The sequence below is a fragment of the Phaeovulum sp. genome (assembly GCF_041596715.1).
Taxonomy (GTDB): Bacteria; Pseudomonadota; Alphaproteobacteria; order Rhodobacterales; family Rhodobacteraceae; genus UBA6213.
The window spans coordinates 1-23798 of record NZ_JBFHIA010000014.1 but is presented as its reverse complement, the minus strand read 5'-3'; the positions used below and the strand labels follow the sequence as shown (position 1 = coordinate 23798).

25 protein-coding genes are annotated in these 23798 nt (G+C 61.4%); 10 read left to right on the top strand and 15 right to left on the bottom strand.

Translation table 11 applies throughout. From position 1 onward, the window contains the following. Window positions 1-6: 6 nt before the first annotated feature. Together ABY403_RS02055 and ABY403_RS02050 are read left to right on the top strand one after the other, a co-directional pair. Entirely contained in the window at window positions 7-108 is a 102-nt protein-coding gene (locus ABY403_RS02055) for a DUF2798 domain-containing protein (RefSeq protein WP_372838159.1), read from the top strand. Then, entirely contained in the window at window positions 108-1496 is a 1389-nt protein-coding gene (locus ABY403_RS02050) for an MFS transporter (protein WP_372838158.1), read from the top strand. Before ABY403_RS02055 ends, ABY403_RS02050 begins: the two co-directional genes overlap by 1 nt. Before the next feature lie 134 nt (window positions 1497-1630). On the opposite strand, the gene ABY403_RS02045 is transcribed toward ABY403_RS02050, so the two are convergent. From ABY403_RS02045 to ABY403_RS02010, 8 genes are all read right to left on the bottom strand, one after another. Continuing rightward, window positions 1631-2563 (bottom strand): 3-keto-5-aminohexanoate cleavage protein, encoded by a 933-nt coding sequence (locus ABY403_RS02045; protein WP_372838155.1) that lies wholly within the window; start codon window positions 2561-2563, stop codon window positions 1631-1633. Then, window positions 2563-3582, bottom strand: coding sequence for a branched-chain amino acid ABC transporter permease (locus ABY403_RS02040; RefSeq protein ID WP_372838153.1), 1020 nt, complete (start codon window positions 3580-3582; stop codon window positions 2563-2565). Before ABY403_RS02040 ends, ABY403_RS02045 begins: the two co-directional genes overlap by 1 nt. Further along, entirely contained in the window at window positions 3582-4442 is an 861-nt protein-coding gene (locus ABY403_RS02035; RefSeq protein ID WP_372838150.1) for a branched-chain amino acid ABC transporter permease, read from the bottom strand. Before ABY403_RS02035 ends, ABY403_RS02040 begins: the two co-directional genes overlap by 1 nt. A gap of 6 nt (window positions 4443-4448) precedes the next feature. Next, on the bottom strand, window positions 4449-5153 hold the full coding sequence (locus ABY403_RS02030) for an ABC transporter ATP-binding protein (protein WP_372838147.1): 705 nt from the start codon (window positions 5151-5153) through the stop codon (window positions 4449-4451). Then, on the bottom strand, window positions 5146-5874 hold the full coding sequence (locus ABY403_RS02025; protein ID WP_372838145.1) for an ABC transporter ATP-binding protein: 729 nt from the start codon (window positions 5872-5874) through the stop codon (window positions 5146-5148). Before ABY403_RS02025 ends, ABY403_RS02030 begins: the two co-directional genes overlap by 8 nt. Before the next feature lie 55 nt (window positions 5875-5929). Continuing rightward, window positions 5930-7201: an ABC transporter substrate-binding protein gene (locus ABY403_RS02020; protein ID WP_372838142.1), complete on the bottom strand. Its 1272-nt coding sequence runs from the start codon at window positions 7199-7201 to the stop codon at window positions 5930-5932. Between the two features lie 60 nt (window positions 7202-7261). After that, window positions 7262-8176, bottom strand: coding sequence for a 3-hydroxyacyl-CoA dehydrogenase family protein (locus ABY403_RS02015; protein ID WP_372838139.1), 915 nt, complete (start codon window positions 8174-8176; stop codon window positions 7262-7264). Between the two features lie 73 nt (window positions 8177-8249). Further along, the gene (locus ABY403_RS02010; protein ID WP_372838138.1) at window positions 8250-9089 is read right to left on the bottom strand and encodes a cyclase family protein; all 840 of its coding nucleotides are present in this window, start codon (window positions 9087-9089) and stop codon (window positions 8250-8252) included. Between the two features lie 134 nt (window positions 9090-9223). On the opposite strand from ABY403_RS02010, the gene ABY403_RS02005 reads away from it, so the two are divergent. Beyond that, window positions 9224-9979, top strand: a complete 756-nt coding sequence (locus ABY403_RS02005; protein ID WP_372838135.1) for an IclR family transcriptional regulator — start codon at window positions 9224-9226, stop codon at window positions 9977-9979. A gap of 15 nt (window positions 9980-9994) precedes the next feature. Here ABY403_RS02005 and ABY403_RS02000 read toward each other — a convergent pair whose 3' ends face one another. The 6 genes from ABY403_RS02000 to ABY403_RS01975 form a co-directional block, all read right to left on the bottom strand. Beyond that, on the bottom strand, window positions 9995-10783 hold the full coding sequence (locus ABY403_RS02000) for a glutathione S-transferase family protein (RefSeq protein ID WP_372838132.1): 789 nt from the start codon (window positions 10781-10783) through the stop codon (window positions 9995-9997). 28 nt (window positions 10784-10811) lie between these two features. Then, entirely contained in the window at window positions 10812-11771 is a 960-nt protein-coding gene (locus ABY403_RS01995) for an amidohydrolase family protein (RefSeq protein ID WP_372838129.1), read from the bottom strand. Window positions 11772-12214: 443 nt separating this feature from the next. Next, on the bottom strand, window positions 12215-13168 hold the full coding sequence (locus tag ABY403_RS01990; RefSeq protein ID WP_372838126.1) for a D-2-hydroxyacid dehydrogenase: 954 nt from the start codon (window positions 13166-13168) through the stop codon (window positions 12215-12217). A gap of 8 nt (window positions 13169-13176) precedes the next feature. Beyond that, on the bottom strand, window positions 13177-14478 hold the full coding sequence (locus ABY403_RS01985) for a TRAP transporter large permease (protein ID WP_372838123.1): 1302 nt from the start codon (window positions 14476-14478) through the stop codon (window positions 13177-13179). Continuing rightward, window positions 14475-15008 carry a TRAP transporter small permease gene (locus tag ABY403_RS01980; protein WP_372838120.1) on the bottom strand — a complete coding sequence of 178 codons (534 nt, stop codon included), beginning with the start codon at window positions 15006-15008 and terminating at the stop codon, window positions 14475-14477. The genes ABY403_RS01985 and ABY403_RS01980 overlap by 4 nt, the downstream gene beginning before the upstream one ends. Window positions 15009-15088: 80 nt before the next feature. Then, window positions 15089-16081 carry a TRAP transporter substrate-binding protein gene (locus tag ABY403_RS01975; protein WP_372838117.1) on the bottom strand — a complete coding sequence of 331 codons (993 nt, stop codon included), beginning with the start codon at window positions 16079-16081 and terminating at the stop codon, window positions 15089-15091. A 571-nt stretch (window positions 16082-16652) separates the two neighbouring features. Here ABY403_RS01975 and ABY403_RS01970 point away from each other — a divergent pair. Together ABY403_RS01970 and ABY403_RS01965 are read left to right on the top strand one after the other, a co-directional pair. Next, on the top strand, window positions 16653-17003 hold the full coding sequence (locus ABY403_RS01970; RefSeq protein WP_372838114.1) for a cupin domain-containing protein: 351 nt from the start codon (window positions 16653-16655) through the stop codon (window positions 17001-17003). Continuing rightward, a complete protein-coding gene (locus tag ABY403_RS01965; RefSeq protein WP_372838111.1) occupies window positions 17000-17803 on the top strand; it encodes an SDR family NAD(P)-dependent oxidoreductase in 804 nt (267 codons plus the stop codon). The genes ABY403_RS01970 and ABY403_RS01965 overlap by 4 nt, the downstream gene beginning before the upstream one ends. A 145-nt stretch (window positions 17804-17948) precedes the next feature. Here ABY403_RS01965 and ABY403_RS01960 read toward each other — a convergent pair whose 3' ends face one another. Next, window positions 17949-18740, bottom strand: coding sequence for an IclR family transcriptional regulator (locus ABY403_RS01960; protein WP_372838108.1), 792 nt, complete (start codon window positions 18738-18740; stop codon window positions 17949-17951). Window positions 18741-19039: 299 nt separating this feature from the next. Here ABY403_RS01960 and ABY403_RS01955 point away from each other — a divergent pair, with 299 nt between their 5' ends. The 5 genes from ABY403_RS01955 to ABY403_RS01935 all read left to right on the top strand — a co-directional run. Further along, a complete protein-coding gene (locus ABY403_RS01955) occupies window positions 19040-19804 on the top strand; it encodes an HpcH/HpaI aldolase/citrate lyase family protein (RefSeq protein WP_372838105.1) in 765 nt (254 codons plus the stop codon). Next, window positions 19804-21033, top strand: coding sequence for an LVIVD repeat-containing protein (locus ABY403_RS01950; RefSeq protein ID WP_372838102.1), 1230 nt, complete (start codon window positions 19804-19806; stop codon window positions 21031-21033). Before ABY403_RS01955 ends, ABY403_RS01950 begins: the two co-directional genes overlap by 1 nt. Then, a complete protein-coding gene (locus tag ABY403_RS01945; RefSeq protein ID WP_372838100.1) occupies window positions 21033-22016 on the top strand; it encodes a hydroxyacid dehydrogenase in 984 nt (327 codons plus the stop codon). The genes ABY403_RS01950 and ABY403_RS01945 overlap by 1 nt, the downstream gene beginning before the upstream one ends. After that, the gene (locus ABY403_RS01940) at window positions 22006-22776 is read left to right on the top strand and encodes a cytochrome b561 domain-containing protein (protein WP_372838097.1); all 771 of its coding nucleotides are present in this window, start codon (window positions 22006-22008) and stop codon (window positions 22774-22776) included. Before ABY403_RS01945 ends, ABY403_RS01940 begins: the two co-directional genes overlap by 11 nt. 510 nt (window positions 22777-23286) lie before the next feature. Then, window positions 23287-23798: malonic semialdehyde reductase (locus ABY403_RS01935; protein WP_372838095.1), on the top strand; the 512-nt coding region annotated here is incomplete at its 3' end.

The window sequence follows — 23798 nt, the reverse complement described above, 5'->3', positions numbered from 1 at the left end:
GCTTGGCTGCTGTCGTGGTTCATTGCCTTTCCGGTTGTTCTGGTGGTCGCGCCAATCACCCGCCGGCTTGTTGCGCTGATCGTCAAGAAGCAGGAGGCACGCGCGTGATGATGGCCTCGCTGTCAGATCAGCCGATTTACAGCTTTCGCGTTCGGCTTGCCGCGCTATCCCTTGCAATGCTTTTGCCATCGCTTGGCACCAGCATCGCCAACGTGGCCCTGCCCACCCTCGCCAGCGCATTCGCAGCGCCGATCAGCGACGTGCAATGGGTGGTGATTTCCTACCTTCTGGCAGTCACGACCCTGATCGTGGGCGTAGGCCGTCTTGGCGACATGCTCGGAAGACGGCGCGTGCTGCTGATCGGGATCGGCCTATTCGCCCTAGCCTCTGCCTGCGGTGCCCTTGCCGGAAACCTCTGGCTGCTGGTTGCCATTCGCGGCGCGCAGGGGCTGGGGGCTGCTATCATGATGGCGCTGACGATCGCATCCGTCAGCGATATGGTGCCCAAGCACCGAACGGGCAGCGCGATGGGTCTGCTGGGCACGGTCTCGGCGGTGGGAACGGCCCTCGGGCCCTCGCTGGGCGGCGTCTTGATCAACGCGTTCGGCTGGCCTGCGGTCTTTGCCTTCATGGCGGTGGCGGGCGGCGCAGCCTTCGTGCTTGGCTATCGGGTCTTTCCAGCGGACGTCGCCAAAGCGCCAAAGCAATTCAGCTTCGATTTTCTGGGCCTGGCGGTGCTGGCGCTATCGCTTGGGGCCTATGCGCTGTCAACTACGCTGGGGGGGCAGGCTTCTGGCTTCGCCAATGTGGGCCTCGCAGGCTTGGCGCTGATCGGCTTGGCCAGCTTCGTCGCCATTGAAAGCCGTGCCGCTGATCCACTGGTGCAACTGACACTGCTGCAAGACCGCGCCTTGACTGCTGGTCTTGCGTCGATGGGGCTGGTGTCCACGGTCCTGATGGCCACGCTTGTCGTTGGCCCCTTTTACCTCTCGGGTGCTCTCGGGCTCAGCCCTGCGGCCACCGGGCTGGCCATGTCTGTCGGGCCGGGTGTGTCTGCCCTGATCGGCTTCCCCGCGGGCCGGTTGGTAGACCGCTTTGGCGAGGCGAGCGTGACATACGCGGGGTTGCTGGGGGTTGCTGCCGGATCGGTCTTGATGATCCTGCTTCCCACCGCAACGGGTGTGGCCGGGTATGTCAGCAGCCTTGCGGTCATCACAGCGAGTTATGCTTTGTTCCAAGCGGCGAACAACACGGCCGTCATGAACGGCGCGGCAGGTGAGCGGCGCGGTGTCACATCTGCCCTTCTGGGCCTATCACGCAACCTTGGCCTCATCACCGGGGCATCCGCCATGGGCGCGGTCTTCGCCTTTGGGTCGAAGGGAGAAGGTCTTTTCAGCCTTGGCAACAAAGACGCAGCAGGGCTGCAACTGACCTTTGCGGTGGCCGCGGGCCTTGCCTGCATTGCGCTTTGCGCGGCCTTATTCGGGCGCAGGTAAAGACGACTGAACCGCCATGCGCTCAATAGGCGCGCATGGCGATCTTCTTTTCCAGACATGCCGCATTGCGGGTGGATGGGTCTGGGCGGCGGGCACCTGAACGCGCCTGCCACCCCACGCGCCTATGGCCGTGCTTAGAAGGCGACCCTATCGCTTCCCTTCAGCCCCAGTATTTCGCGCGCCTCGTCGGGGGTTGCGACCTCGCAGCCCAGATCTTCGACAATGCGCCGGATTTTGGCGACCTGCTCGGCGTTGCTAGATGCCATCTTGCCCCGCTCGATGAACAAGCTGTCCTCCAGCCCGACCCGCACGTTCCCGCCCATCTGAGAGGCGGTGCTGGCCAGCCCCATCTGGGCCCCTCCGGCACCAAGGACCGACCAACGGTAATCCTCTCCGAAAAGCCGATCGGCGGTGCGCTTCATGAAAATCAGGTTGTCCACCTCGGGGCCGATACCGCCCAGAATACCGAACACGAACTGAATGAACACGGGTGCCTTGAACAGCCCGATATCCATGCAAAAGCGCAGGTTGTAGAGGTGGCCTACGTCATAGCACTCATGCTCGAACTTGATGTCATGCGGCGCAAGTGCCGCGGCTACGGTGCCAATGTCACGGAAGGTATTGCGGAAAATGTAAGTGTCGGAGTTTTCGACATATTCCTTTTCCCAATCGAACTTCCACGTGTCGTAGCGCTTAGCCAGCGGGTGGAAGGAAAAGTTGATCGAGCCCATGTTCAGGCTGCACATCTCGGGCGAAAACCGCATCGCAGGGGCGATACGCTCTTCGATCGTGTTCTTCAGGCTACCGCCGGTCGAGATGTTCACAACCGCCCCGGTGGCTTGCTTGATGCGCGGCAGGAAGGCCGCGAAGTCATCGGGGTTGATGGACACACCGCCATCGGCGGGGCGGCGCGCGTGCAGATGCAGGATCGCCGCGCCCGCTTCGGCAGCTGCTATGGCCTGCCCGGCAATGTCATCGGGCGTGTAGGGCAAGGCATCCGACATCGTGGGCGTGTGGATTGCGCCGGTTATGGCGCAGGTGATGATGGTTTTTGGCTTTCTGGCCATCAGCGGTCTCCTTGCTGAGTTTCGCCCCGGACCCGGTGGCTGATTGGAAAAAGCTCTGCCCCGGTGCGTGCGCGGATCAGCCCCCAAAGGCCCGCAGGTGCGCGCAGCATGACCACAATGGCCACCACCCCGAGGGCGATCAGATAGATGGTGCCAAGGTCGGCAAGTATTTCGCGCAAGGCAAAAAACACCAGCGTTCCGATGATCGGCCCTTCCAGCGTGCCGATACCGCCGATGACCACGATGAAAATCACGAAAGCGGTCCAGTCGTTTACCGAGAACGCGGCGTCGGGCGATATGCGCAGCTTCTGTATGAAGATCAGCGCGCCAATCATCGCGGTCAGCCCGGCGGTGGCGACATAGACGATGAACTTGGTGCGCCAGATGTCGATACCAAGGCTGCGCGCCGCAAGCTCGTTATCGCGCAGCGCAGTCAGCGCCAGACCAAGGCGCGAGCGCAGGATTGCGAAGGCAAGGCCGAGCACCAGCACCGCGACCCCCAGCGCCAGCCAGTATGCCAGCGCTTCGCGGGCGTCGCGCCCCTCTGCCATGTCGCGCACCACATCCGCGGGCAGGCTGGTGCCCGACCCGCCGCCCAGAACCGAAACCTGCGCGGCGGTCAGGCGGAACACCTCGGCGATCACCCATGTGCCGATGGCGAAATAGGCCCCGCGCAGCCTGAAGATCAGCACCGCGACAGGCACCGCCACCAAGGCCCCGAGAAGACCAACCAGAGGGATCGCCCAGATGGCAGGAACGCCTGCCAGTATCGTCAGCGCAAACAGGGAATAGCCGCCAAGCCCGACATAGGCTTGTTGCCCGACCGACACGAGCCCGGCATAGCCTGCCAGCAGGTTCCAAAGCGTTGCCAGCGAAAGAAACAGGAAAATCTCGCCCATCAGTCGCATATCGGCACGCCCGGCCCACCACGGCGCGGCCGCCAAGCCCAATAGCAATGCCACCCCTACGACAGCGGCGATACGCGAGGTGCGGGATGACCGGGTTACTGCATGGGTCATCAGTCCATCCTCGGAAACAGTCCGCGCGGACGCAGCGCGATGATTGCAAGAAATACCACATGCCCGGCCAGCACCTGCCAGCCTGGATTGATCTCGGCACCGATGCTCTGGCTGATGCCAAGCACCACGCCTCCGGCCAGCGTGCCCCAGATATTGCCAAGCCCGCCAATGATCACCGCCTCGAAGCCAAAGATCAGCCGGCCACCGCCGATAGACGGGTCAAACGAGGTGCGGATTCCCAAGAACACGCCCGCCACCGCGGTTACCGCCAGCGCAAGCGCCATTGCCAGCCCGAACACATGCGCCCGGTTCAACCCCATCAGCTGCGCTACGTCCTGCCGGTCCGAGGTGGCACGAAACGCCCGGCCCAGCGCGGTGTGGTAGAACATCCATTGCAGGCCCGCGATGATGGCGACCGAGCAGACAAACATCAGCAACGGAAGATAGCCCAAAGCCAAGGGGCCAAGTTGCAGACTTGCGGTTTCGATCGCGCCAGCTTGCAGCTTTTGCGGGTCGGCGGAATAAATCTCCAACAGCGCGTTTTGCAAAATCACCGAAAGCCCGAAGGTTACAAGCAGCGGCGGCAGCAGATCGTCGCCTAGCGTGCGATTGAGGATACCGCGCTGCAAGACGTAGCCAATCGCGGCCATGATCGGCACCACCAGCGCCAGTGCCATCAGCGGGTGAATACCCAGCCCGGTCGAGACCGACAGCCCCAGATAGGCCGCCAGCACGATCAGATCGCCATGCGCAATGTTGACCAGCCGCATGACGCCGAAGATCAAGCTCAACCCTGCCGCAAACAGGGCATAGAGCCCGCCCAGCAAAGTTCCTTGAACAATCGCGTTGATCCAGTCCATCGACCCTCACATTCCGAAATATGCTGCGGCAATTGCTTCGCGGGTGACCACATCCGAGCGGCCCTCAAGCGCTGTGCGCCCCTCTTGCAGGCAATACACCCGCGTCGAGACGGAAAGCGCCTTGGCGATATCTTGTTCCACGATCACCGCGGCCATGCCTTGGCCGACAATGCCCGGAAGCGCTTCGTAGATGGTCTTGATGATTACCGGGGCAAGGCCAAGGCTGATCTCGTCCAGAAGCAAAAGATCCGGGTTGGCCATCAGCGCCCGGCCGATTGCCACCATCTGTTGCTGCCCCCCCGAAAGCGCGGTTGACGGCACATGGCGGCGTTCTTGCAAGATGGGAAACAGCGCGTAGATCCGCTCAAGCGACCATGGCCCCGGCCGGTGCATCTGGCCGCCGATCAACAGGTTTTCCTCGACACTGAGCGAGGGAAACAGCAGCCGCCCCTCGGGCACCAGCGCAATGCCGCGTGCCGCCACCTGATCGGCGCGCAACGCACCAATGGCCTCGCCGCGGTAGCGGATCGCCTCGGGAGCATTGCGGATCAGCCCCGAGACAGAGCGCATCAACGTGGTCTTGCCTGCGCCATTGGCACCGATGATCGCCACCACTTCGCCCGGCATGACATGCATCGAAAGGTCGTAAAGTGCCTGAAAATCCGCGTAATAGGCATCGAGCGCGGTGATTTCGAGAATGGGGTCAGGCATCGGCATCCAGCCCCAGATAAATCTCGCGAACTTCGCGGCTGGCCATGATCGCATGTGGCTCGCCATCGGCAATCACGCGCCCGAAGTCTATCACGATCAATCGGTCAACCACTGCCAAGAGCGCGTGCACCACATGTTCGATCCAGACAATCGACACACCGGTCTTGCGCACATCACGGATCGTCTGCACCAGCGAGCCGCACTCGGCATCGGTCAGACCTCCGGCAATTTCGTCAAGCAGTAGCAGCTTCGGGCGCGTGCAAAGCGCGCGCGCCAGTTCCAGCCGCTTGCGCTCCAGCAGCGTCAGGCTGCGCGCCAATACGTTCGCCTTGGGCATCAGCCCGGTTTGCACCAGCACCTCAAGGCAGGTTTTCTCGGCCCGTGCACCACGTTCGCCCGCCCCTTGCGTTGCTGCGACGAGGGTATTTTCAAACACCGTCATGCCGCCAAATGGTTGCGGCACCTGAAACGAGCGCGTCATACCCGCGCGGCAACGTCGCGCAGCTGGCCAATCGGTAACGTCATGTCCGTCAAACCGGATGCGGCCGGATTGCGGGGTAAGTGTGCCCGTAACCAGATTGAACATGGAAGTCTTGCCCGCGCCATTTGGCCCGATCACGCCAAGCGCCTCGCCCGCCGATAGCGACCAGCTTTGCGCATCGGCCACAACCACCGCGCCGAAGGCCCGGCTGACCGCGTCAAGTTTCAGTAATTCGCCCAATTATTCCTCCCGAACCGGCCTGCGACCCCTGCGGGTGCCGCAGGCCGGACTGGCGTTATAGAAGCTGCATGGTTCCAGTCAGCGGAATCGACGGATGCGCGCTGTTCGCGACGATCTTAAGATCAAAGCGATCGCCTTCGCGCTGCCACTGGCCCGCGACCAAGGGGGTCTTGGTGACGTTTTTCACAGGCCCTTCCGCCCAGTTCACCGGCCCCACGATCGTGGCCAGATTGGTGGCGGCAATCGCTTCGACCACGGCGCTGGGGTCTTCCAGATCCTGCGCGCGCGCAATCACATCTGCCACAACTTCGAACAACGCGTGTTTGAAGCCGATCGGCTGCGTCCAAGGCCGCCCGGTTGCAGCAGTATAGCCCTCTGCAAGATCCCGCGAGGAGGCCCCGGTCAGCGACGAGGCAAACGGGTGATCGGGCGACCACCAGACCTCGGAGCTGAGCCCGTTGCCGCGCTCGCCAAGGCTTTCGATGACCGAGGGGAACAGCAGCGCCTTGCCGATAGTCACGATTTTCGGGGTAAATCCCTGCTGTGCGGCCTGCGCCCAGAAGGTAGCGAAATCGGGCGCGATCATGTTGCCGGTGACAATCTCGCACCCGGCCGCCTTGAAGGCGGCGATCTGGTTGGAAAAATCGTCCGACAGCGGTTGATAGCGGCCCGGATCGGTCAAAGTGTAGCCCGCGGCTGCCAGCGGCTTTGGCAACCCGTTCTCGGGGTCGCCCCAAGCGTTGCCGTCGGCGTCATTGGGAAAAAGGCCACCGGCGATCTTGGCGACCCCGGTCTGCCCCCACATGTCGAGGAAGGCACCGATCACGTCTTCAAGACCCCAGAAGAAATGATAGGTATTGGCAAAACCCTGCGCCGGGTTACCACCGCGGCCAAAGAAGTATGGCTGCCACGGGCAATCCGTGGTGATGCAGGGCACCTCGTTGATTTCCGCCTGATCGGAAACCGGGTTTACGGTGTCAGGTGTCGATGCGGCGACGATGATATCGACCTCGTCGCGCAGGATCAGATCGGCGGCAACTTCGGCGGCCCGGTTCGGGTTCGACTGGCTGTCCTTGGAGATGATTTCCACCGCCCATGTCTTGCCGTTGTTCTGGATACCGCCTGCAAATCGCTCGCTGATCGCTTGCAGCACATAGTCGTCAGCCTCGGCAAAACCAGCCAGAGGGCCTGTGCGCGGGCTGACATGGCCCACGCGCAGCACTGGCGTTTGTGCATAGGCGCGTGTGGCGCGCAAAATTGCCGGGGCGGCAAGCATTGCCGCGGTTCCGGTCATGAAATGGCGACGGCTCGGGTTCAAGTATTTCATGGGTCTCCTCCCTAAATGGCACGTTGGCCGACGCTGCCCGGACGTTGCCGGTTCAGCGGATCAGTCTTGCAGTATGTCTTGCAGGCGTTGCAGATGTCGCGCCACGCGGGCGCGTGTTGCGGCAGCCTCCTCTGGTGTCCAGCGCCGAAAACCCTCCCCGGTTTTCATCCCAAGCTTACCGTCAGCGACCAGCGCGCGTAAATAGGGCGAGGGGCCTGCGCGGTTCTCAAGATCGGCAAGCACCGTTTCGTGGATATCGAGCGTCAGGTCGGTGCCGACGAGATCGGCATTCTCAAGCGGGCCGAGAACTGCAAGACGTCGGCCAAAGCTGGCCTTGATAACCACATCGACCGCCTCTGCATCACAAATGCCGCGCTCGACAAGGCTGACCGCCTCGCGCCATAGCGCGTGTTGCAGGCGGTTGCCGATGAAACCGGGCACGTCTTTGGCCACCCGCACCGGGGTTTTGCCCGCGCCAGCCAACAGCTCCATCATCGTGTCGGCTGAGGCAGAATCGGTCCATTCGGTCGAAACCACCTCGACCAGCGGGATCATATGCGCAGGGTTCCACCAATGCGTGCCCAAGGCCCTGTGCTTCGCCTTCAGGTCCTGCATGATCGAGGTGATCGGCATGACCGAGGTATTCGATGCAAGGATTGCCGAGGCGGGTGCGGCCGCCTCGATCTGAGCGAAGATCGACCGCTTTAGCGGCAACTTTTCGGGTGCCGCCTCGAAGACCACATCGGCATCGGCCACAGCCCCGGCAAGTGTTTCCTCTACGCGAATCAGGGCAAGGGCGGCGCTCGCGGCCGCGCCTTCGACGCCAAGCGTGGCAAGGCTTTCGGCAACGCGCGCCATAAGCGCGGCGCGCGCCTCTGGCACCGGGTCATGCACGGCCACTTGATGCCCGGCGCGCGCCATCACCAGCGCGATGCCGTGCCCCATCAGCCCAGCCCCGATTACCCCAACATGCATCGCAGCACCCCTCCCCTGGTCCGCTTGAATGGGCGCCGTGGCGTGAGGCCACGGCGCAAGTGTCGCGAAGTACTTAGAACGCTTCGCCGGGCTCGATGCGGTAGTTCTGCGACTTGTCGATCATCGCCACCAAGCGGATGATGCAGCCATCGCCGCGATCCCAGTTCCACGGGAAGAAGGCGAAGGTGCAACGCTTGCCCGTGACCGCATCAAGGTCACCGCCGACGTTTTCAATGCCGAGAATCCCGTTCTTGAACAGAATCTGGTGCACCGGCTCCCAATCGGGGAAGTCAACTTTCCAGTCGTGCCCGCCGGACCACTCGAAATATTCCTTTTCCAGATGCGGAAGCAGCGGCCCGTTGCGCTGCGGCCCGATTGCGGTGGCAAGCGGGTGGTCGTTGGCCTGCGTGTCATGGCCCACGACCTTGACGCCCTTCTTGACCATCCACTCGCCCGCCGAGGGCACGAACCCCGGGCAATAGGCAAAATAGTCGCCATCTTCATACTGGTGGTGCCAACCGGTGTTGATGATCAGCACATCGCCCTTGCGGATTGCGTGGCCGCAGGCTTTTTCCAGATCTTCGCCGGTGATCGGTTCCCACTTTTTCTTCGGAATCGAAACCACGATGCCCGTGCCAAAGAAATGCGGCAACGGCACCTCGTCGATGAAGGGCGTGCCCTGCACCACATGCGCAGGCGCATCGATATGGGTGGTGGCGTGCATCGTGGTGGTGATGCGCTGGCTGAGCACGCCCGACTTGGCCATATAGTGGATACGCTCGATCTTGGTATCCTCGAAATACGGCCAGTTAGGGTTTTGGAATCCGAACCTATGGCTAAGGTTGTAGAACTCCAAACCCATGCTGTTATCGAGATTGCTTTGGAACTCGATGCCACGAACCTTGATCGTCATGCAGTACTCCCCTTCACGCTGTCGATTTTTCGTATCACAATACAGTACTAGTGTACTGTCAAGTAGTCATCGCTGCGTCTTGCAATTTCCTCCTTTTTGCGACATGCCGCCTCGAGCAACGGGAAGCCAGAGCCTTGAACACAGAAACCCCCGAGACCCGCCGCACCCAGGGCATTCAAGTGATCGCCCGTGCCGCCGAAGTGTTACGCGCGCTCAAGCACGAAAAATCCGGCATGAGCCTTGGCCAGATCGCCGACCGTGTCGGTCTGCCCCGCTCTACGGTGCAGCGCATCGTCAATGCGCTGATCGAAGAGGGCATGGTGATGATGTCTCAGCCTTCCAGCGGCTATCGCCTTGGCCCCGAGATTCAATCATTGGCCAAGGCGGGGCTGATCGACGCGGCCGAGATCTTGCACCCGATTCTGGCCCGCACAGCCAAAGCCACGGGTGAAACGGTCGATCTGGGCGTGATGCGAAACGGCGCCATCATCTTTGTCGATCAGGCGGCTGGGTCACACCGGCTGCGCACCGTCTCGGCAGTTGGCGAGGTGTTTCCGCTTGCCACGACGGCCAATGGAAAATCTGCGCTGGCACTTTGCGACGACGCGGTGGTCAGCGGCATTCTGCGGCGCGAATTTGCTGATAACGCAGAAGAAATCGCGCGTGTCACGCAAGAGATCGCGGCGATACGCGCGGGCGATTTTGGCCTAGATCGCGATGAACATACCGATGGCATTTCGGCAATCGGCACGGCATTTCGTGACCCATCCGGGGTGATCTATGCCGTGTCGATTCCGGTGCCGAGCGCGCGCTTTGCCTCGGTGCTGCCGATGCTTCGCGCGCAACTTGCCAAAATGCTGCAAGACATCCGCAAGGTCGGCTTTTCCTAAGGCGCAGGCCGCGTGCTATTCCCAAAGCGCCTCAATCTGGGGCCAATACGCCGCACCGATCTTGCGCGTCGCTGCGGCGTCTTCGGGCGAGATATAGGCGCTGATCGCCGTCGCATAGCTGGGCCGCTGCTTCGACGCCGCCAACCATGTTCCGACCGCCGCGTATTTTTTCTGCCAAAGCCCCTCCATGCCCAGCCGATCAAGCCGGTCAACATAGGCCAGCAGAGCCGTATCGGCGAGGCCATACTCTGCCCCGGCAAGCCAAGCAGAACGCGCCAATGCCTCTGCCATATCCTCGAACTGACGCCGCAGAACATGCAACGCGCCCTGCACAAACACCGAATCGGGCCCGTTCAGATACACGTCTCGACGCTTTGCCCGCACCTGCGGATTGGGAATACGCGCCAGCGCGGCCTCGGTTTCTTGCGGCGTGCGCGCCGCGCGCTCGCGGTCGCGCATCAATGTTGCAAAAGAGACCGAATTGATCGCCTCGTGAATCGATATGCACCGCAAAAGCCAGAGCCGCGTGGTGAACTCGGCACCAATTTCACGAGGCATTAAGGGGTTAGTGGCTGAAAGCCGATCGACATATTCACAAAGCAGGCTCGATTCCCTGATCACCATACCATCGTGAACAAGTGTCGGCACCACCGCCTCGGGGTTGAGGCGAAGATAGGCGGGCGCGAACTGCTCGCCCTTGCCGAGGTCGATCAAGTGACTTTGCCACTCCAACCCCTTTTCGGCCAAAGCAATGCGCGCCTTTTGCGAACAGACGCTGCTGGCCGCGTGGTAAAGTTCTAGCATCAACTACTCCATTTTCATTGCAGATCTATCAAAGCCCCAAAAGCGCGCGGGCATTGCCGTGGCAAATCGCGGCGCGCTCTGTGTCGCTCAACGGGGCCTTTTCGATCCAGTCACCGGCAAGGTTCGAATGCTCGAACGGATAATCTATCGAAAACAGCACCCTATCGACGCCCAAGGCATCAATCGCGCAGCGCAGCGGTTCGTCCGAGCAAACCCCGGCGGTCGTCACCCAGACGTTACGGCGGAAATAGTCCGAAGGTTTCTGTGCAAGGCGTTTCGCACCACGGTTCGAGATTTCCCACCGGCTGTCAAAGCGCCAAAGCTGATACGGCAGGGTCTCGCCCATATGGCCCAGCAGCAACCGCGCCTTGGGAAAACGGTCGAATACCCCGCCGAAGATCAGGCGCAACGCATGGTTTCCGGTTTCCACGGTCCAAGACCAGACGGGGCCAAAAAGTTCGGGGTGGCCGTGGTACATATAGGGAAAATCAGGCGGGTTGCTGGGGTGAATGTAGATGGGCGCGCCAAGGTCGGCGGCGCGTTCCCAAAGCACCGAGAAGCGGTCGTCATCCAGATAGGCACCATTGGTCTGCCCATTGATCATCGCGCCGACATAGCCGAGCTCTTTGACGCAACGCTCCAACTCATCCGCCGCGGCGTTCGGGTCTTGCGTCGCAAGATGCGCCAAGCCGGAATACCGCCCCTTGCTCGCTGCCATGCGCTCGGCCAGAAAGTCGTTACATTCCTTTGCCTTAGTGATTGCTCTTGCGGTATTTTGTTCGACTTGCACACCGGGGCCAGCCAGCGAAAGCACAGCTGTTTCCACCCCGATCTGATCCATCTGTGATAGACGCCGTTCACCGAAGTCGGTCAGCGCGGCGGTGGCCTTGCCAAACATCTCGGGGCTGATGTTGACGGCGGTCTTTGCCAGATATTCTTCGAATCCGGGGGCAAGAAAATGTTCTTCTAGCGCGATCTTGGGCGTCATTGGTGGGCCTTTCTGCTGGTCACTCAATCTCGAAAATCTGCGTTGGAATGGGTGCAGGCACGGACCTGGCCCCTTGGTGCCGACCATCTATTTGTCGCAGGTAATCGCGGCTACGCCGTCGTCGTAGCCGCGATGCACCGCAAGGAAGATGCCTTCGAGCAAGGGCATTGTTTTCTTTGGCCCGTATCAACGGACGCTCGGCCATTTCGACCGCGCTCATCGGCGCGTTCTCGAAAAACGTAATCGCGCGCGGATGGCAGTTGGTTACGCGCAAACGGATAAACCCGCGCATATGGCCGCCAAGCCAGTCATCGGGCCCATGCATGACCAGCGCCGCCGGCCCCGTCTGTTTCATAGCAGAACGCAGGCCGGCCCAGCGGCGTTCCCGTTCGCTATCAGCAATCGGATACCGAAGCCCTGACCGCGTCATGCAAATGGCTTTCTCATGCGCGCGTCACCCTGTCTGGCAGCGCCACCGCACCGACGGCAAGATAAGCTGCAAGGTTGCGCTCCAGCACAGGCAGCGCCTGTGCCGCGTAGGTGTCGCTCATCCCGCCGATATGCGGGGTGACAATGACATTGGGCGCTGACCAAAGCGGATGCGCGGCGGGCAAAGGCTCGGTATCAAACACATCCAACCCGGCACCGGCGATGCTTCCTGCGCGCAGATGTCTAACCAGCGCCGCCTCATCCACGCAACCGCCCCGCGCGATGTTGATCAGAAAGGCATGGGGGCGCATCGCTTCTAGCACGGCATCGTCAACCAGATGGTGCGTGGCCGCAGAATAGGGCGCAATCACCACCAGAAAATCCGCCTCGGCCGCCGCTGCGCAAATGTTTGCGCGGTCGTAAACCTTGGTGAAACCGGGCACGTCGCGCCGCCCTGCCGAAACCCCGGTCACGTTCATGCCGAACGCCCGGCAGCGTTCGACCAGCACCTCGGCAATCGAGCCGATCCCCACAAGGCAAACGGTCTTGCCAGCAAGCAGCGGCTGCGGCCAACGGTGCCAAGTTTGCGCGCGCTGGTTGGCCAGCATTTCCGGAAAGCGGCGCTGAAGACTGAGCATCAGCAAGATTGCCAGTTCCGACATCTGCGGGCCGTGAATGCCGCGCGACGCTGAAATCGCCACATGCGCGCTGATCTCCGGCATCGCCAGCAGGTTATCGACGCCGCTGGTAAGCGCGTGAATCCAGTCAAGCCTTGGCATCGCACCAATCAGCTCGGCAGAAAGATATGGTGCCAGACCGACCAGAACCTGAGCCTTGGCGGCCGCAGCCTCCTGCACCCCGGCAGACGCATCCTTTGCCGCAACAAATGCGCAACCCGCGAACCGGGGGCGCAACTGCTGCGCATACCACTCTGCATTCCTGTCAACGATCAGAACGGTTTTTTCCATCTCCACTCCTATCGCATCAAGCTGGGTAGCCACATTGCGATCGACGGAAACAGGAACAGCAGCGCGATCAACCCGAAGGGTGCCAGCAGAAATGGCAAGATCCCCATGTAAAGACGCGTCATCTTCAGATCGGGCACCTGCGCCTGAATCACGAACAGGTTCATACCCACCGGTGGATGGATCAGACCAAGCTCGACCACGATCACCACGATTATCGCGAACCAGATGGGGTCATAGCCATAACCCACCACGATCGGCAGGAACACCGGCACCGTCACCAGCACCATGCCGATACCTTCCAGAAAGCAGCCAAGAATGATGTAGATCAGCACGATCAACGCCATGACGCCCCAACCGGGAAGGTTGAACGACTGCGCGATGTCCAGCAGCACATGTGGCAGCCGCGTTTGCACCACGAAATTGGAAAACATCGTTGCGCCGATCATGATCATAAAGAGCACGGCGCTGGTTATGGCGGTGGTGCGCACCGCTTCAAGCAGCTTGCGCAGCGTGACCCTGCGCCCGGCCACGCCAATCACGATCGCGCCAAAGGCACCAATCGCGGCGGCTTCATTCGGGCTGAAAATCCCCGCGTAGATGCCGCCGATGGTCACGGTGAACAGCACCGCAAATTGCCACGGATCGCGCAGCGCACGCAGACGGGCCCCAAACTTGGCCGGCTGGTCGGCAGGCACCTTGCCCGGCACACGCGCGGCCACGACAACCGCGACCACGATGTAAAGCAGCATCAGCAGAATACCGGGTATCAGTGCTGCGGCAAAAAGCTTGCGGATCGACTGTTCGGCAATCGCGCCAAAGATGATCAGAATGATCGACGGTGGGATCAGAATGCCAAGGCTGCCGCCTGCCGCAATGGCAGCCGCGGCATAGCCGTCTTCATAGCCCGACTTGCGCATTTCGGGCAGTGCGATCCGCGTCATCGTGGCCGCCGTTGCCACTGAAGAGCCGCACACCGCGCCAAACAGGCCCGATGCGCCGATCGTGGCAATGGCAAGCCCGCCGCGAAGCCCCGACAAGATGACCCGCGCGGCCTGAAACAGCTCGGCCGACAACCGGGTGCCGGTCGCGATTTCACCCATCAGGATGAACAGCGGTATCACCGAAAGCCCATAAGAGTTGGAGACATCGAAGGGCGTGGTCCCGGCCAGCATTTTGGCCACCACGAAGTTCGACATCACAAGATTGCCGCCGATGCCGCAAAGCGCCAGCGTCAGCCAGACCGGCATACGCAAGAACAGCATCAGGAACAAAAGGCCGATAACCAGCAGGCCAAGGACAGAGGCGGTCATTCTGCGTGCCCTCCGGCGCTATCCAGAAGGGGCATACCGCCCGGCCCGCGTGGCGCAAACTGCATCATGATCGAGGCGAGCATACCACCAAGCATACCGATCAGCGCGGCGACCCAGACGATCCAAAGCGGAATACGCAATTCCAGACTGATGTCCCCGTAGCGATAGGCTTCTTGCATTGGGGTCAGCATGGCGAAAAATATGAACGCCAACACCAGCGCCGACAGCAGGCCCGCGATCCGCTTCAGAAACGCCACCGCCCGCTCGGGCAACAAGCTGTCTACCAGATCAATGACGATTTCGTTGCGCGCCGCGATCACCGCGCCAAGCGCGTAGAACACCGAGATCCCCAGCAAGATGGAAACCGCATCATAGGCACCTTGGACCGGGTGATTGAAAAGCTGCCGCAGCGCCACATCCGCCACCACCACCGACATCATCAACACCAGTGCTGCCATCGACACCCAAAGCTGGGCGCGCACGATCATTCGGCTGGCACGGAGCAACACAGTTCCGATTTTCGCGGCCATCTAGACCCCTCCGTTAACTTTTCCGCCGAGCAAGCAAGAGGCGCATGACCCAGAGGTGATCCGGGTCATGCGCGGGTCGTTTACTGCACGTAAGCCGTGTAGAATGCGCGCGCCGGTTTGCCGGTGGCCTCGACCGCCGCGATGCTCGCGTCGATGATCGGCGTGATTGCGGCGAAAAGTGCCGCCTTCTGGTCTTCAGGCAGCACGACGACCGTCACGCCTTTTTCCTGAACATAGGCCTTGCCCTCTTCTTCGCCCGCATCCCAAAGCGCGCCGAAAGAGGCGGCCCGGCCAACGCCGGTGGTCTCGACGATCAGCGCCTGATGTTCGGGCGAAAGCGCATCAAACCGCGCCTTGTTCATGACAACTGCAAAGGTCGCCGAGGCGATACCGGGCTCCATCGTGTATTTCAGGTTCGAGCCGAGGTCGAAGGCCTTGAGCGCCTCATAGGGAAAGAAGGTGCCGTCGATGATGCCTTTTGACAGCCCCTCTTGCACTTCGGCAGGCGGCACGGGCAGCGGCGTCGCGCCCAACACTTCCAGCACGCTCTGGAACACCTGGCCCGCGTAGCGAATGCGCAGCCCCTTGAACACATCAAGGCTCGAGGGTTCAGCGCTCTTCAAGCTGATCTTCAGCGGCGGCGTGACCGCCATCCAGAGGATCTTGGTGCCCTCATGTTCAGAGGCCAGATATTCCTCTGCCAGTTCCGTCAGGCGCGGCGAGCCTACGGCGCTCGCGTTGCCCGCACTTGGCGCGGCAAGCGGCAGACCGGCCAGCTCTGTCATCGGAAAGCGCCCGGGGGTTGCGCTGTGCAGCACAACGGCCACGTCGGCCGCGCCAGAGGCGGTCATGTCGAACTGCCGGTTCACAGGGCCAAGCTGCGACGCGGGATAGAGTTCCAGCGTCAAGGTGCCGCCCGACTTTTCAGCAAGCTCCGCGCCCCATGCCTCGATCGTCAGGTTGAGCGTGTGCTTCGGCGGTAGATAGCTCGAAACTTTGAGCGTTTCAGCGGCAACCGGCAGTGCCGTTACCGTAAACGCGGCAACCATTGCCACGGATATCAGATGCTTCATTGACTTCCTCCCACATTAAGGCCGGTTACACCCGACCCTTATCATCCGCGATACAATGCAAGTGTATTGCTATTTGGTCAATCTGTGATCTGTCACTTACCTTACTTTAGGGAAACTTTCGCTTTCGCAGAGCCCCCCGAATGTTTTTCAGCGTGTTTTCCGCATGTTAGATGTGGCGCAGCTTTGTGCTGCCGCCATTCCACATGGCCCGCCACGCAAGCGGGCTGCATCTGGGCGCAGATGGGGCTTGGCAGGCTAAGCCACTGATTTGCATGAGAAGGTGCTTTTTTTCGGGGCGCAAAGCGCGCCGCAGCAACCTGAAATGCAATACCCTCAACCCACCATGCAGTATAGTTGTTGACTGCGTTCGGGCCACATTCTACGGTACGCATCATTCGTGGCACCGATGCGCCGCAGGGTAGGACAGCGATTTCTATTTTCGACTGGCTTGGCACATCGGCATGACGCGCAATTGGGAGGTCTGGGACACTGTTGCGGCATGAGACGCCGAACCAGCCCGCGTCGTTGCGACCGGGATGTTCCAGTCGGTCGAGAAAGGGAGGATGAAGATATGAAAGTAAAGCGATTTACCGACGCGCAACCCTATGAGGCACCCAACCACTTTGGTGTGACCGGGTTGCGGTTGCAGGGGTTCGAGGATGGCGGCCCCACCAATCAATGGGTCGGGTTGAGCCAGTTTCTACCGGGCGGCGGCGCTGGCCCGGATTCTTCGCCGATGGAAAAGGTCTATGTCGTGCTTGAAGGCGAGATGACCGTGACCATCGACGGGAAAGACACCGTCCTAGGCCGCTTTGATAGTTGCACGATCCCCGGTGGGGAGGTTCGCAAGATTGAAAACCGCACGAACGACATCTGCAAGATGCTCGTCATCATGCCGTATCCGCAGGGAGCAAAGAAATGATCACACAACCCGACTTCAACCCGATGAAACTGTTTGATGTGGCCGGAAAGGTTGCGCTGATTACCGGCGCATCTGGCGCATTTGGCGCGGTGGCTGCGCAGACGTTGGCGGCCGCAGGCTGCAAGCTGCTTCTGGCCGCCTCGAACACCGAAGCGCTGGCCGCCACCGCGCAAGCCTGCCGCAAGCTGGGTGCCGATGTCACCGAGGTAAAGGCCCGCCCCGATTCCGAAGACGCCTGCGCCAAGCTCGTTGATGCCGCGGTCAAAGCCTATGGGCGGCTCGACATTCTGGTTGTGGCCTCGGGCATCAACATCGTCTCGAAAATCGACACGATGGAGTTGAAGGATTTCGCGACCGTCATGGATGCCAACGTCACGCAAAGCTGGATGATGTCGCGCGCGGCAACCCGGCAGATGCTGGCGCAAGGCGACGGCGGCAAGATCGTGCTGATGTCTTCGGCGCGCGGCCTCTTGGGGCATCCGGCGGGCTATACCGCCTATTGCGCCTCCAAATCCGCGATCGACGGCATCACCCGGGCGCTGGGTTGCGAACTGGGCCAGACCGGCATTACCGCCAACGCGATTGCGCCGACGGTCTTCCGTTCGCCGCTGACTGCGTGGATGTTTGAAGATACCGAAGAGGCCGCAGCGGTGCGCAAGAACTTCTTGGCCCGGCTGCCCAAAGGCCGCCTTGGCGAGCCCGAAGACCTTGCCGGCCCGCTTCTGTTCTTGGTGTCGAAAGCATCCGACTTCTACACCGGCCACACGCTCTACGCCGATGGCGGTTACACCGCAGGCTAACGAGAGGCCCCCGCGCGAGGCGCATTGCCAGCATCGCGCGGGGCCATTCAGCACGGCCTCGATGACGGGTTATGGTCTTCCGAAAGGTGCCCTGCCCTGAAAGCCCCGGGGCTTTTGCTAGGCCCAAGCTCGGGCCGGATGCCGCTTATTCGGTCAGCATCGCCTCGATCTGGGACTTGGCATGGGTCAAGGCGGCGATGATCGTTTCTTTCTTACGGATGAACCGCGTTGTCGGCGCTGGCACCGAAATCGAGTAAAGCTCTTTCGACCAGTCGGAAAACGCGATCCCCAAGGCCGAGATGCCTTCGGACTGCTCGTCCACATCCTCGGCAATGCCGCGCTCGCGGTATCGGGCCAAGGTCACCATGAAAGCGTCCAGATCACCTTTGGTGCCGCTGCGCTTCCACTCATCGGCGATAAGCGTGCGGGCGGTGGCCTCGGGCAGCAGCGACAGGCAGGCGCGCCCGTTGGAATTGAGCGTCAGCGGAAACGCCTCACCTACTGCCGAAACCGCGCGCAACCGATGCTTGCCGGGGATTTGGTCAAGAAAGATCATCCGCTTCTCGCGCAGCACCGACAGATCGACCGTCTCGCCCGTGGCTGCGCTGATTTCCATCAGGATTGGCCGACAGTCCTCGATGATGTTGTAGCGCGTGGCCTCGCCAAGCGCGCGCAACTCCGGCCCAAGCCGCAGCCCGCCGCCGCGCGCCGAGGCGATCACCAGACGCTCTTCTTGCAGCGCCGCGACAATCCGCTGAACGGTGGAGCGTGGCAGGTTCACGCGCTCGGCTATCTGCCCGAGACTCAGACCTGTGGTGTCTTGCTTCAACGCACGCAAAACATCGGCCGCACGCGCAATGACCTGAATGCCGTGCCGCGTGCCGGGCTGCTGGTCTACAGAGGCTTCGTCGCCCGAACCATCCATCGTGTATTCCATTCCTGCTTGCTCCTCGACATCTTCTGCCAATGTTTCGCACAATAATCCATACGCAAAGCGGCCTCGCAGCCCCGCAGCACAGTCCAAGCCGGAAACTCGCTGCTTGCATTGCGGGTTACTTGTCTTATAGTCAGATACAGTGGCCTACCGCCATATCTGATCAACACGATTTTGCATTTGGGGAGAAATGCGATGCGCTTTTGCCATCAAGACGAGGCTAGGCGCCATGACCGCTTTGGAATTATCCACCGCGCAATGGCCGCAGCAGAGCAGGGTTGGAATGCTGGGGGGCAACGCTGATGATCTCCGCAAACGTGCGCTTCAAGCAAGCGCTGGCCGACCGCAAGCTGATGGTCGGCTCTTTCATCAAGACGCCGCATCCTATCGTTGTTGAAGTTCTCGGTGCGGGGCCGCTGGATTTTCTGGTGCTCGACGCCGAACATGCCCCGTTCGATCGCACCACGATCGACGCCTGCCTGATGGCCGCGCGGGCAGTTGATTGCCCCGTCGTCGTTCGTGTGCCCGACCCCAGCTGGATTCTGGGCGCGCTGGATTGCGGTGCCGCGGCGGTGATGGTTCCCCATGTGGTCAGCCGTGCCCAGGCCGATGCGCTGGTGCGCGCGATTCATTATGGCCCCGGCGGCCGTGGCTTTACGGCCTCGCCGCGCGCGGGCGGGTATGGCACGCGAAAGCTGCAAGAACACCTTGAACAGACCGCCCGCGAGGTCAGCCTGATTGCCCAGATCGAAGATGCCGAAGGTGTCGACAATCTTGCCGAGATCGCGGCAACACCCGGGCTTGATGCGCTTTTCGTGGGCCGCGCCGATCTGACCGTCAGCTACGGGCTGAGCGACCTCTTCTCGGAAAAGACCACCGAAATCAGCCGCCGTGTTCTGGGCGTGAAAGGCCCGGCGACGGGTGTTTTCTGCGCGCCGAATGAAGACATCTCGCCTTGGGTCGCCGCGGGCGCGAGTTTTGTTGTCGCGGGCTCGGAACATAACTTCCTTGCCGCCGGGGGGGCCGCACTGGGCCGGATGCGTGACAGCGTTGCAGGAGGAAAATGATGAAACCAGATTTTGCGCGCAACATGAAGTTGCTCGGCCATTCCGATCAGGGTGGCCGCTCTGACGGTATTCAGGTCATGGTTTCGGGTGGCTATGCCTATGTCGGGCATCTGTTTTCCTGCGGGTTTTCTGTCATTGACGTGCGCGACCCGCGCAAACCCACTTTCGTGCGCCATATCGCCCAGCCGGAAGGCACATGGAGCCAGCACCTTCAGACCTACGGCGATCTGCTGATCGTCAACAACATGAAGGATGTGATGCGCGACCCCGAAATGAACTCGGGTAGCTATTACAAAGGCTCGATCGGCGACAAGTTCGACCTTGCCGCGCCCAGCCATGCGGCCGGTATCCGGATGTATGACATCGCGGACCGCGCCAACCCCAAGGAGATCGCCTTCTGTTCGATCCCCGGGCTGGGTGTGCACCGCACCTATTACGATGGTGGCGACTACGTTTATGCCTCGGCCCTGCCCCCCGGATTTTCCGACGACATCTTCCTGATCATCGATATCCGCGAGCCATCAAAGGCCGAGGTCATCTCGAAACTCTGGATTCCGGGCATGAACACCGCGGCGGGCGAAACCCCCAATTGGGACGCAAAAAAGCACCGCTACGCGCTGCACCACGCCATCGTAAAGGGCGATCTGGCCTGCGGTGCGTGGCGTGACGGCGGCATAACGCTGATGGATGTCTCTGATCGGCACGCGCCGAAGATACTGGCGCATGACAATCCGTGCCCGCCGTTTGCCGGGGGCACGCACAACACCTTGCCGCTGCCCGGACGCGGCTTGATGTTCGTGGTTGAAGAAGCGGTTTTCGACAATTGCGAAGATGGGATCAAGCGCAACTGGGTCTACGACATCAGCGTGCCGACAAACCCCGTCTCGATTTCCACCACGCCGCTTCCCTCGGAAGAGGACTATGCCGCAAAGGGCGGCCAGTTCGGGCCGCACAACCTGCACGAAAACCGTTCCGAAGGGTTCCAAAGCGAAGAGTTGATCTTCGTGAGCTACCAGAACGCAGGCGTGCGCGTTTACAACATCGCCGACCCGTTCCGCCCGACCGAGGTTGCAGCCCTCGTTCCTCCCGCGCCGAAGAAACTGATGGATTATCGGCCCAACAAATCGCTCGTGGTCGATTCCACGGATGTCTTCGTCGACAAGAACGGGCTGATCTACGTCACCGACTGGAACGGCGGTCTGACTATCATGGAACTGGAGCGCGTATGATGGCCCGGGTTCTGGTAGCTGGCAAGATTCACAAGGACGGTATGGACGTGCTGACCGGCGCCGGGTTCGCGATCGATCAGGTTCCAAAGCTCGACACCGACATGGCACCAGAGGTGCTTGCCAAGGCCGATGCGCTGTTGCTGCGCTACGGCGCGTTGAGCCAAGCGAATGTCGAGGCGATGCCCGCGTTGCGCATCGTGTCACGCCACGGCGTTGGCTGCGATGGCCTGCCGCTTGATCTGCTTTCGACGCGCGGCGTTCCTGTCACGGTCGTCGGCCCGGTCAATGCGGTTTCGGTTGCCGAGCAGACCATTGCGCTTTTGCTGGCCGTGCTGAAACGCATCCCGGCCTATGATGCGGCGGTGCGGGGGGGCGACTGGGGCCTGCGCGATTCGCTGGGCGCGCGCGAGCTTTCGGGTCGGCGGATGCTCGTCATGGGCTTTGGCCGCATTGGCCGCGAAGTGGCGCGCCGCGCGAAGGCTTTCGATGTTGATGTAGCGGTCTACGACCCCTTCGTGACCGCGGCTGACATTGCCGCGGCAGGTTACGATGCGGTGGCGGATTGGCAGGCGGCATTGCCCGATATTGACGTGCTATCGGTGCATGTGCCGCTGGCACCCGAAACCCGCAACCTGATCGGCCGTGCCGAATTGGCGCGTATGAAGCCGACCGCGATCCTGCTCAATGCCGGGCGCGGCGGGCTGATTGACGAGGCGGCATTGTTTGCCGAGCTCTCTGGCCGCATGGCCGCAGGTGGCGCCGGAATCGACTGCTTCGAAACCGAGCCGCCAGCGTTGGACAACCCTCTGTTCGGGCTTCAGAATGTTGTGCTTTCGCCGCATTCCGCAGCACTTTCCGCAGAGGCGGCGCAGCGCATGGCGGTGGTTGCGGCGCAAAACATCGTGGCGGCGCTGCAAGGCAAGGTAGACCGCCGTCTGGTCTTCAACCTCGCCGCGTTGGAGGCGGCTGGCCATGAGCTATGAAATCCCGCGCGAAGCGACACTTCCGTTCTTTTCTGAACCGATCGCCGTTCATTGGGACCTGCACGCAGCCTCGATGGTCGCTATCTGGCTGTTTCTGGTGCCAATCGCGATTCTGACGATTCGGTATGGCAAGCCGCGCCCGGTGCCGCACGGTATTCCGCGTGGCACGCCCAATTGGAGCAAGCTCTACTTCTGGTGGCCGGTGCATTTCTACCTGCTCTACGCCGCTGTCGGTGGCACGCTTGCGGTCGGCGGTTTTGCCATTCTGCTGTCGGGTGGCATATCGGGCACGCTGCATAGTTTCTTCGGGCTTGCCACGATGACCTTCGCGGCGCTGCAAGTCGTTTCGGCATGGTATCGCGGCACACACGGCGGCATGCGCGACCCCGGCGCAGACCCCGCCAACCCGGCAACGTGGCGCGGCGACCACTTCGATTTCACGCCGCGGCGACGCATGTTTGAAGCGTGGCACAAAAGCTTTGGCCATTTCACCGCCATCATGGCGCTGGGGGCCATCACCACCGGATTGGCCCAGTTCCATTTGCCGGGTGTGACCCTTTATGCGGTTTCATCGGTGGCAGTCATCGCGGGGCTTGTGGTGCTGTTCGAAGCGCTCGGCCTTCGGCACGACACCTACCAGTCGGTCTATGGCAACCGGATCAACTTTCCCGGCAACCGCAAGCGCGCGCTGGGTTCTGAACCGTTGGATATCCTAGAGGCCGCGGAACGGAACGGGCAGGACAATCGCCCTGCCCTATAAGCCGCGCGGCACAAGACATCCTTGCGGGCGGGCACCCATCGCCCGCCCGCAAGCATTTTACCCTGCCCACCATCTGATACAGGCGCGCCCGTCCGGGCGATCCCCCGCACCATGATCTGCGCGCCGCATCCATGCGGGCCCCAAAGGCTACGACTTGCAAAGCAGTTGCAGTAGCGATTCGCGCATTCACACATAACCAGATGTATTGCATCGTCTTTTGCATCTTTCGACCGACGCTGCGGTTGGCATCGTCAAGGCCTAAAGGCAGGCGCGGCGTGCTTGCACGCAACGCGCGCCAAAGTCGATCGGCGCTCTCAACCCTCCCTCCTGACCTGATATGCAGTATACCCAACCCACAATGCAGTATTGTCCTTGACAGGGCAAAGGGGGGCACATACGGTATTTTTGCGTGGGATCGGCGTCTCGACGTCCCGATTTACGCGCACGGATTTTGAATACGGCGGCATATGCCGAGTGGACGCAACCACCACGGAGATCGGTTCTGGCACAATGAATACACTCACTCCCGATCCGCGCGCCAAAGCGCAACAGGACGTGCGCGATGTGCGCAAGCAGATCACCCGGCTGGACCGTGATTCGCTCAATTTGCTGCTGTCTGGCGCGCGAACCCATTACGCGTGGCAAGACCGCCCCGTTTCAGACGAGATCATCCGCGAGATCGTCAAACTGACGCTTGATGGCCCCACCAGCATGAATGGCAGCCCGGCGCGTTTCGTGATCGTGCGCAGCCCCGAGGCCAAGGACCGTTTGGCAAAGGCGCTCAAGCCGCTCAATGTTCCGAAAATGCGCGCGGCCCCAGTAACCGTGATCGTGGCCTACGATCTGGAGTTCTGGAAGCACCTGCTACGCCTTTTCCCACATGACGATCGCCGCCACCTGTTCGAGAACAAGCCCGAATACGCGGCCGAGACCGCCTTTCGCAATGGCACCCTTCAGGGCGCATATTTCATGATCGCGGCACGCGCGCTGGGTCTGGATGTGGGCGCATTGTCGGGGTTCAG

What these genes read in the sequence shown, in the direction of transcription:
- ABY403_RS02050 (WP_372838158.1), top strand. Translation starts at nt 108, where the DNA reads ATGATGGCCTCGCTGTCAGATCAGCCGATTTACAGCTTTCGCGTTCGG.
- ABY403_RS02045 (WP_372838155.1), bottom strand. Translation starts at nt 2,563, where the DNA reads ATGGCCAGAAAGCCAAAAACCATCATCACCTGCGCCATAACCGGCGCA.
- ABY403_RS02040 (WP_372838153.1), bottom strand. Translation starts at nt 3,582, where the DNA reads ATGACCCATGCAGTAACCCGGTCATCCCGCACCTCGCGTATCGCCGCT.
- ABY403_RS02035 (WP_372838150.1), bottom strand. Translation starts at nt 4,442, where the DNA reads ATGGACTGGATCAACGCGATTGTTCAAGGAACTTTGCTGGGCGGGCTC.
- ABY403_RS02030 (WP_372838147.1), bottom strand. Translation starts at nt 5,153, where the DNA reads ATGCCTGACCCCATTCTCGAAATCACCGCGCTCGATGCCTATTACGCG.
- ABY403_RS02020 (WP_372838142.1), bottom strand. Translation starts at nt 7,201, where the DNA reads ATGAAATACTTGAACCCGAGCCGTCGCCATTTCATGACCGGAACCGCG.
- ABY403_RS02015 (WP_372838139.1), bottom strand. Translation starts at nt 8,176, where the DNA reads ATGCATGTTGGGGTAATCGGGGCTGGGCTGATGGGGCACGGCATCGCG.
- ABY403_RS02010 (WP_372838138.1), bottom strand. Translation starts at nt 9,089, where the DNA reads ATGACGATCAAGGTTCGTGGCATCGAGTTCCAAAGCAATCTCGATAAC.
- ABY403_RS02000 (WP_372838132.1), bottom strand. Translation starts at nt 10,783, where the DNA reads ATGCTAGAACTTTACCACGCGGCCAGCAGCGTCTGTTCGCAAAAGGCG.
- ABY403_RS01995 (WP_372838129.1), bottom strand. Translation starts at nt 11,771, where the DNA reads ATGACGCCCAAGATCGCGCTAGAAGAACATTTTCTTGCCCCCGGATTC.
- ABY403_RS01990 (WP_372838126.1), bottom strand. Translation starts at nt 13,168, where the DNA reads ATGGAAAAAACCGTTCTGATCGTTGACAGGAATGCAGAGTGGTATGCG.
- ABY403_RS01985 (WP_372838123.1), bottom strand. Translation starts at nt 14,478, where the DNA reads ATGACCGCCTCTGTCCTTGGCCTGCTGGTTATCGGCCTTTTGTTCCTG.
- ABY403_RS01980 (WP_372838120.1), bottom strand. Translation starts at nt 15,008, where the DNA reads ATGGCCGCGAAAATCGGAACTGTGTTGCTCCGTGCCAGCCGAATGATC.
- ABY403_RS01975 (WP_372838117.1), bottom strand. Translation starts at nt 16,081, where the DNA reads ATGAAGCATCTGATATCCGTGGCAATGGTTGCCGCGTTTACGGTAACG.
- ABY403_RS01970 (WP_372838114.1), top strand. Translation starts at nt 16,653, where the DNA reads ATGAAAGTAAAGCGATTTACCGACGCGCAACCCTATGAGGCACCCAAC.
- ABY403_RS01965 (WP_372838111.1), top strand. Translation starts at nt 17,000, where the DNA reads ATGATCACACAACCCGACTTCAACCCGATGAAACTGTTTGATGTGGCC.
- ABY403_RS01960 (WP_372838108.1), bottom strand. Translation starts at nt 18,740, where the DNA reads ATGGAATACACGATGGATGGTTCGGGCGACGAAGCCTCTGTAGACCAG.
- ABY403_RS01955 (WP_372838105.1), top strand. Translation starts at nt 19,040, where the DNA reads ATGATCTCCGCAAACGTGCGCTTCAAGCAAGCGCTGGCCGACCGCAAG.
- ABY403_RS01950 (WP_372838102.1), top strand. Translation starts at nt 19,804, where the DNA reads ATGAAACCAGATTTTGCGCGCAACATGAAGTTGCTCGGCCATTCCGAT.
- ABY403_RS01945 (WP_372838100.1), top strand. Translation starts at nt 21,033, where the DNA reads ATGGCCCGGGTTCTGGTAGCTGGCAAGATTCACAAGGACGGTATGGAC.
- ABY403_RS01940 (WP_372838097.1), top strand. Translation starts at nt 22,006, where the DNA reads ATGAGCTATGAAATCCCGCGCGAAGCGACACTTCCGTTCTTTTCTGAA.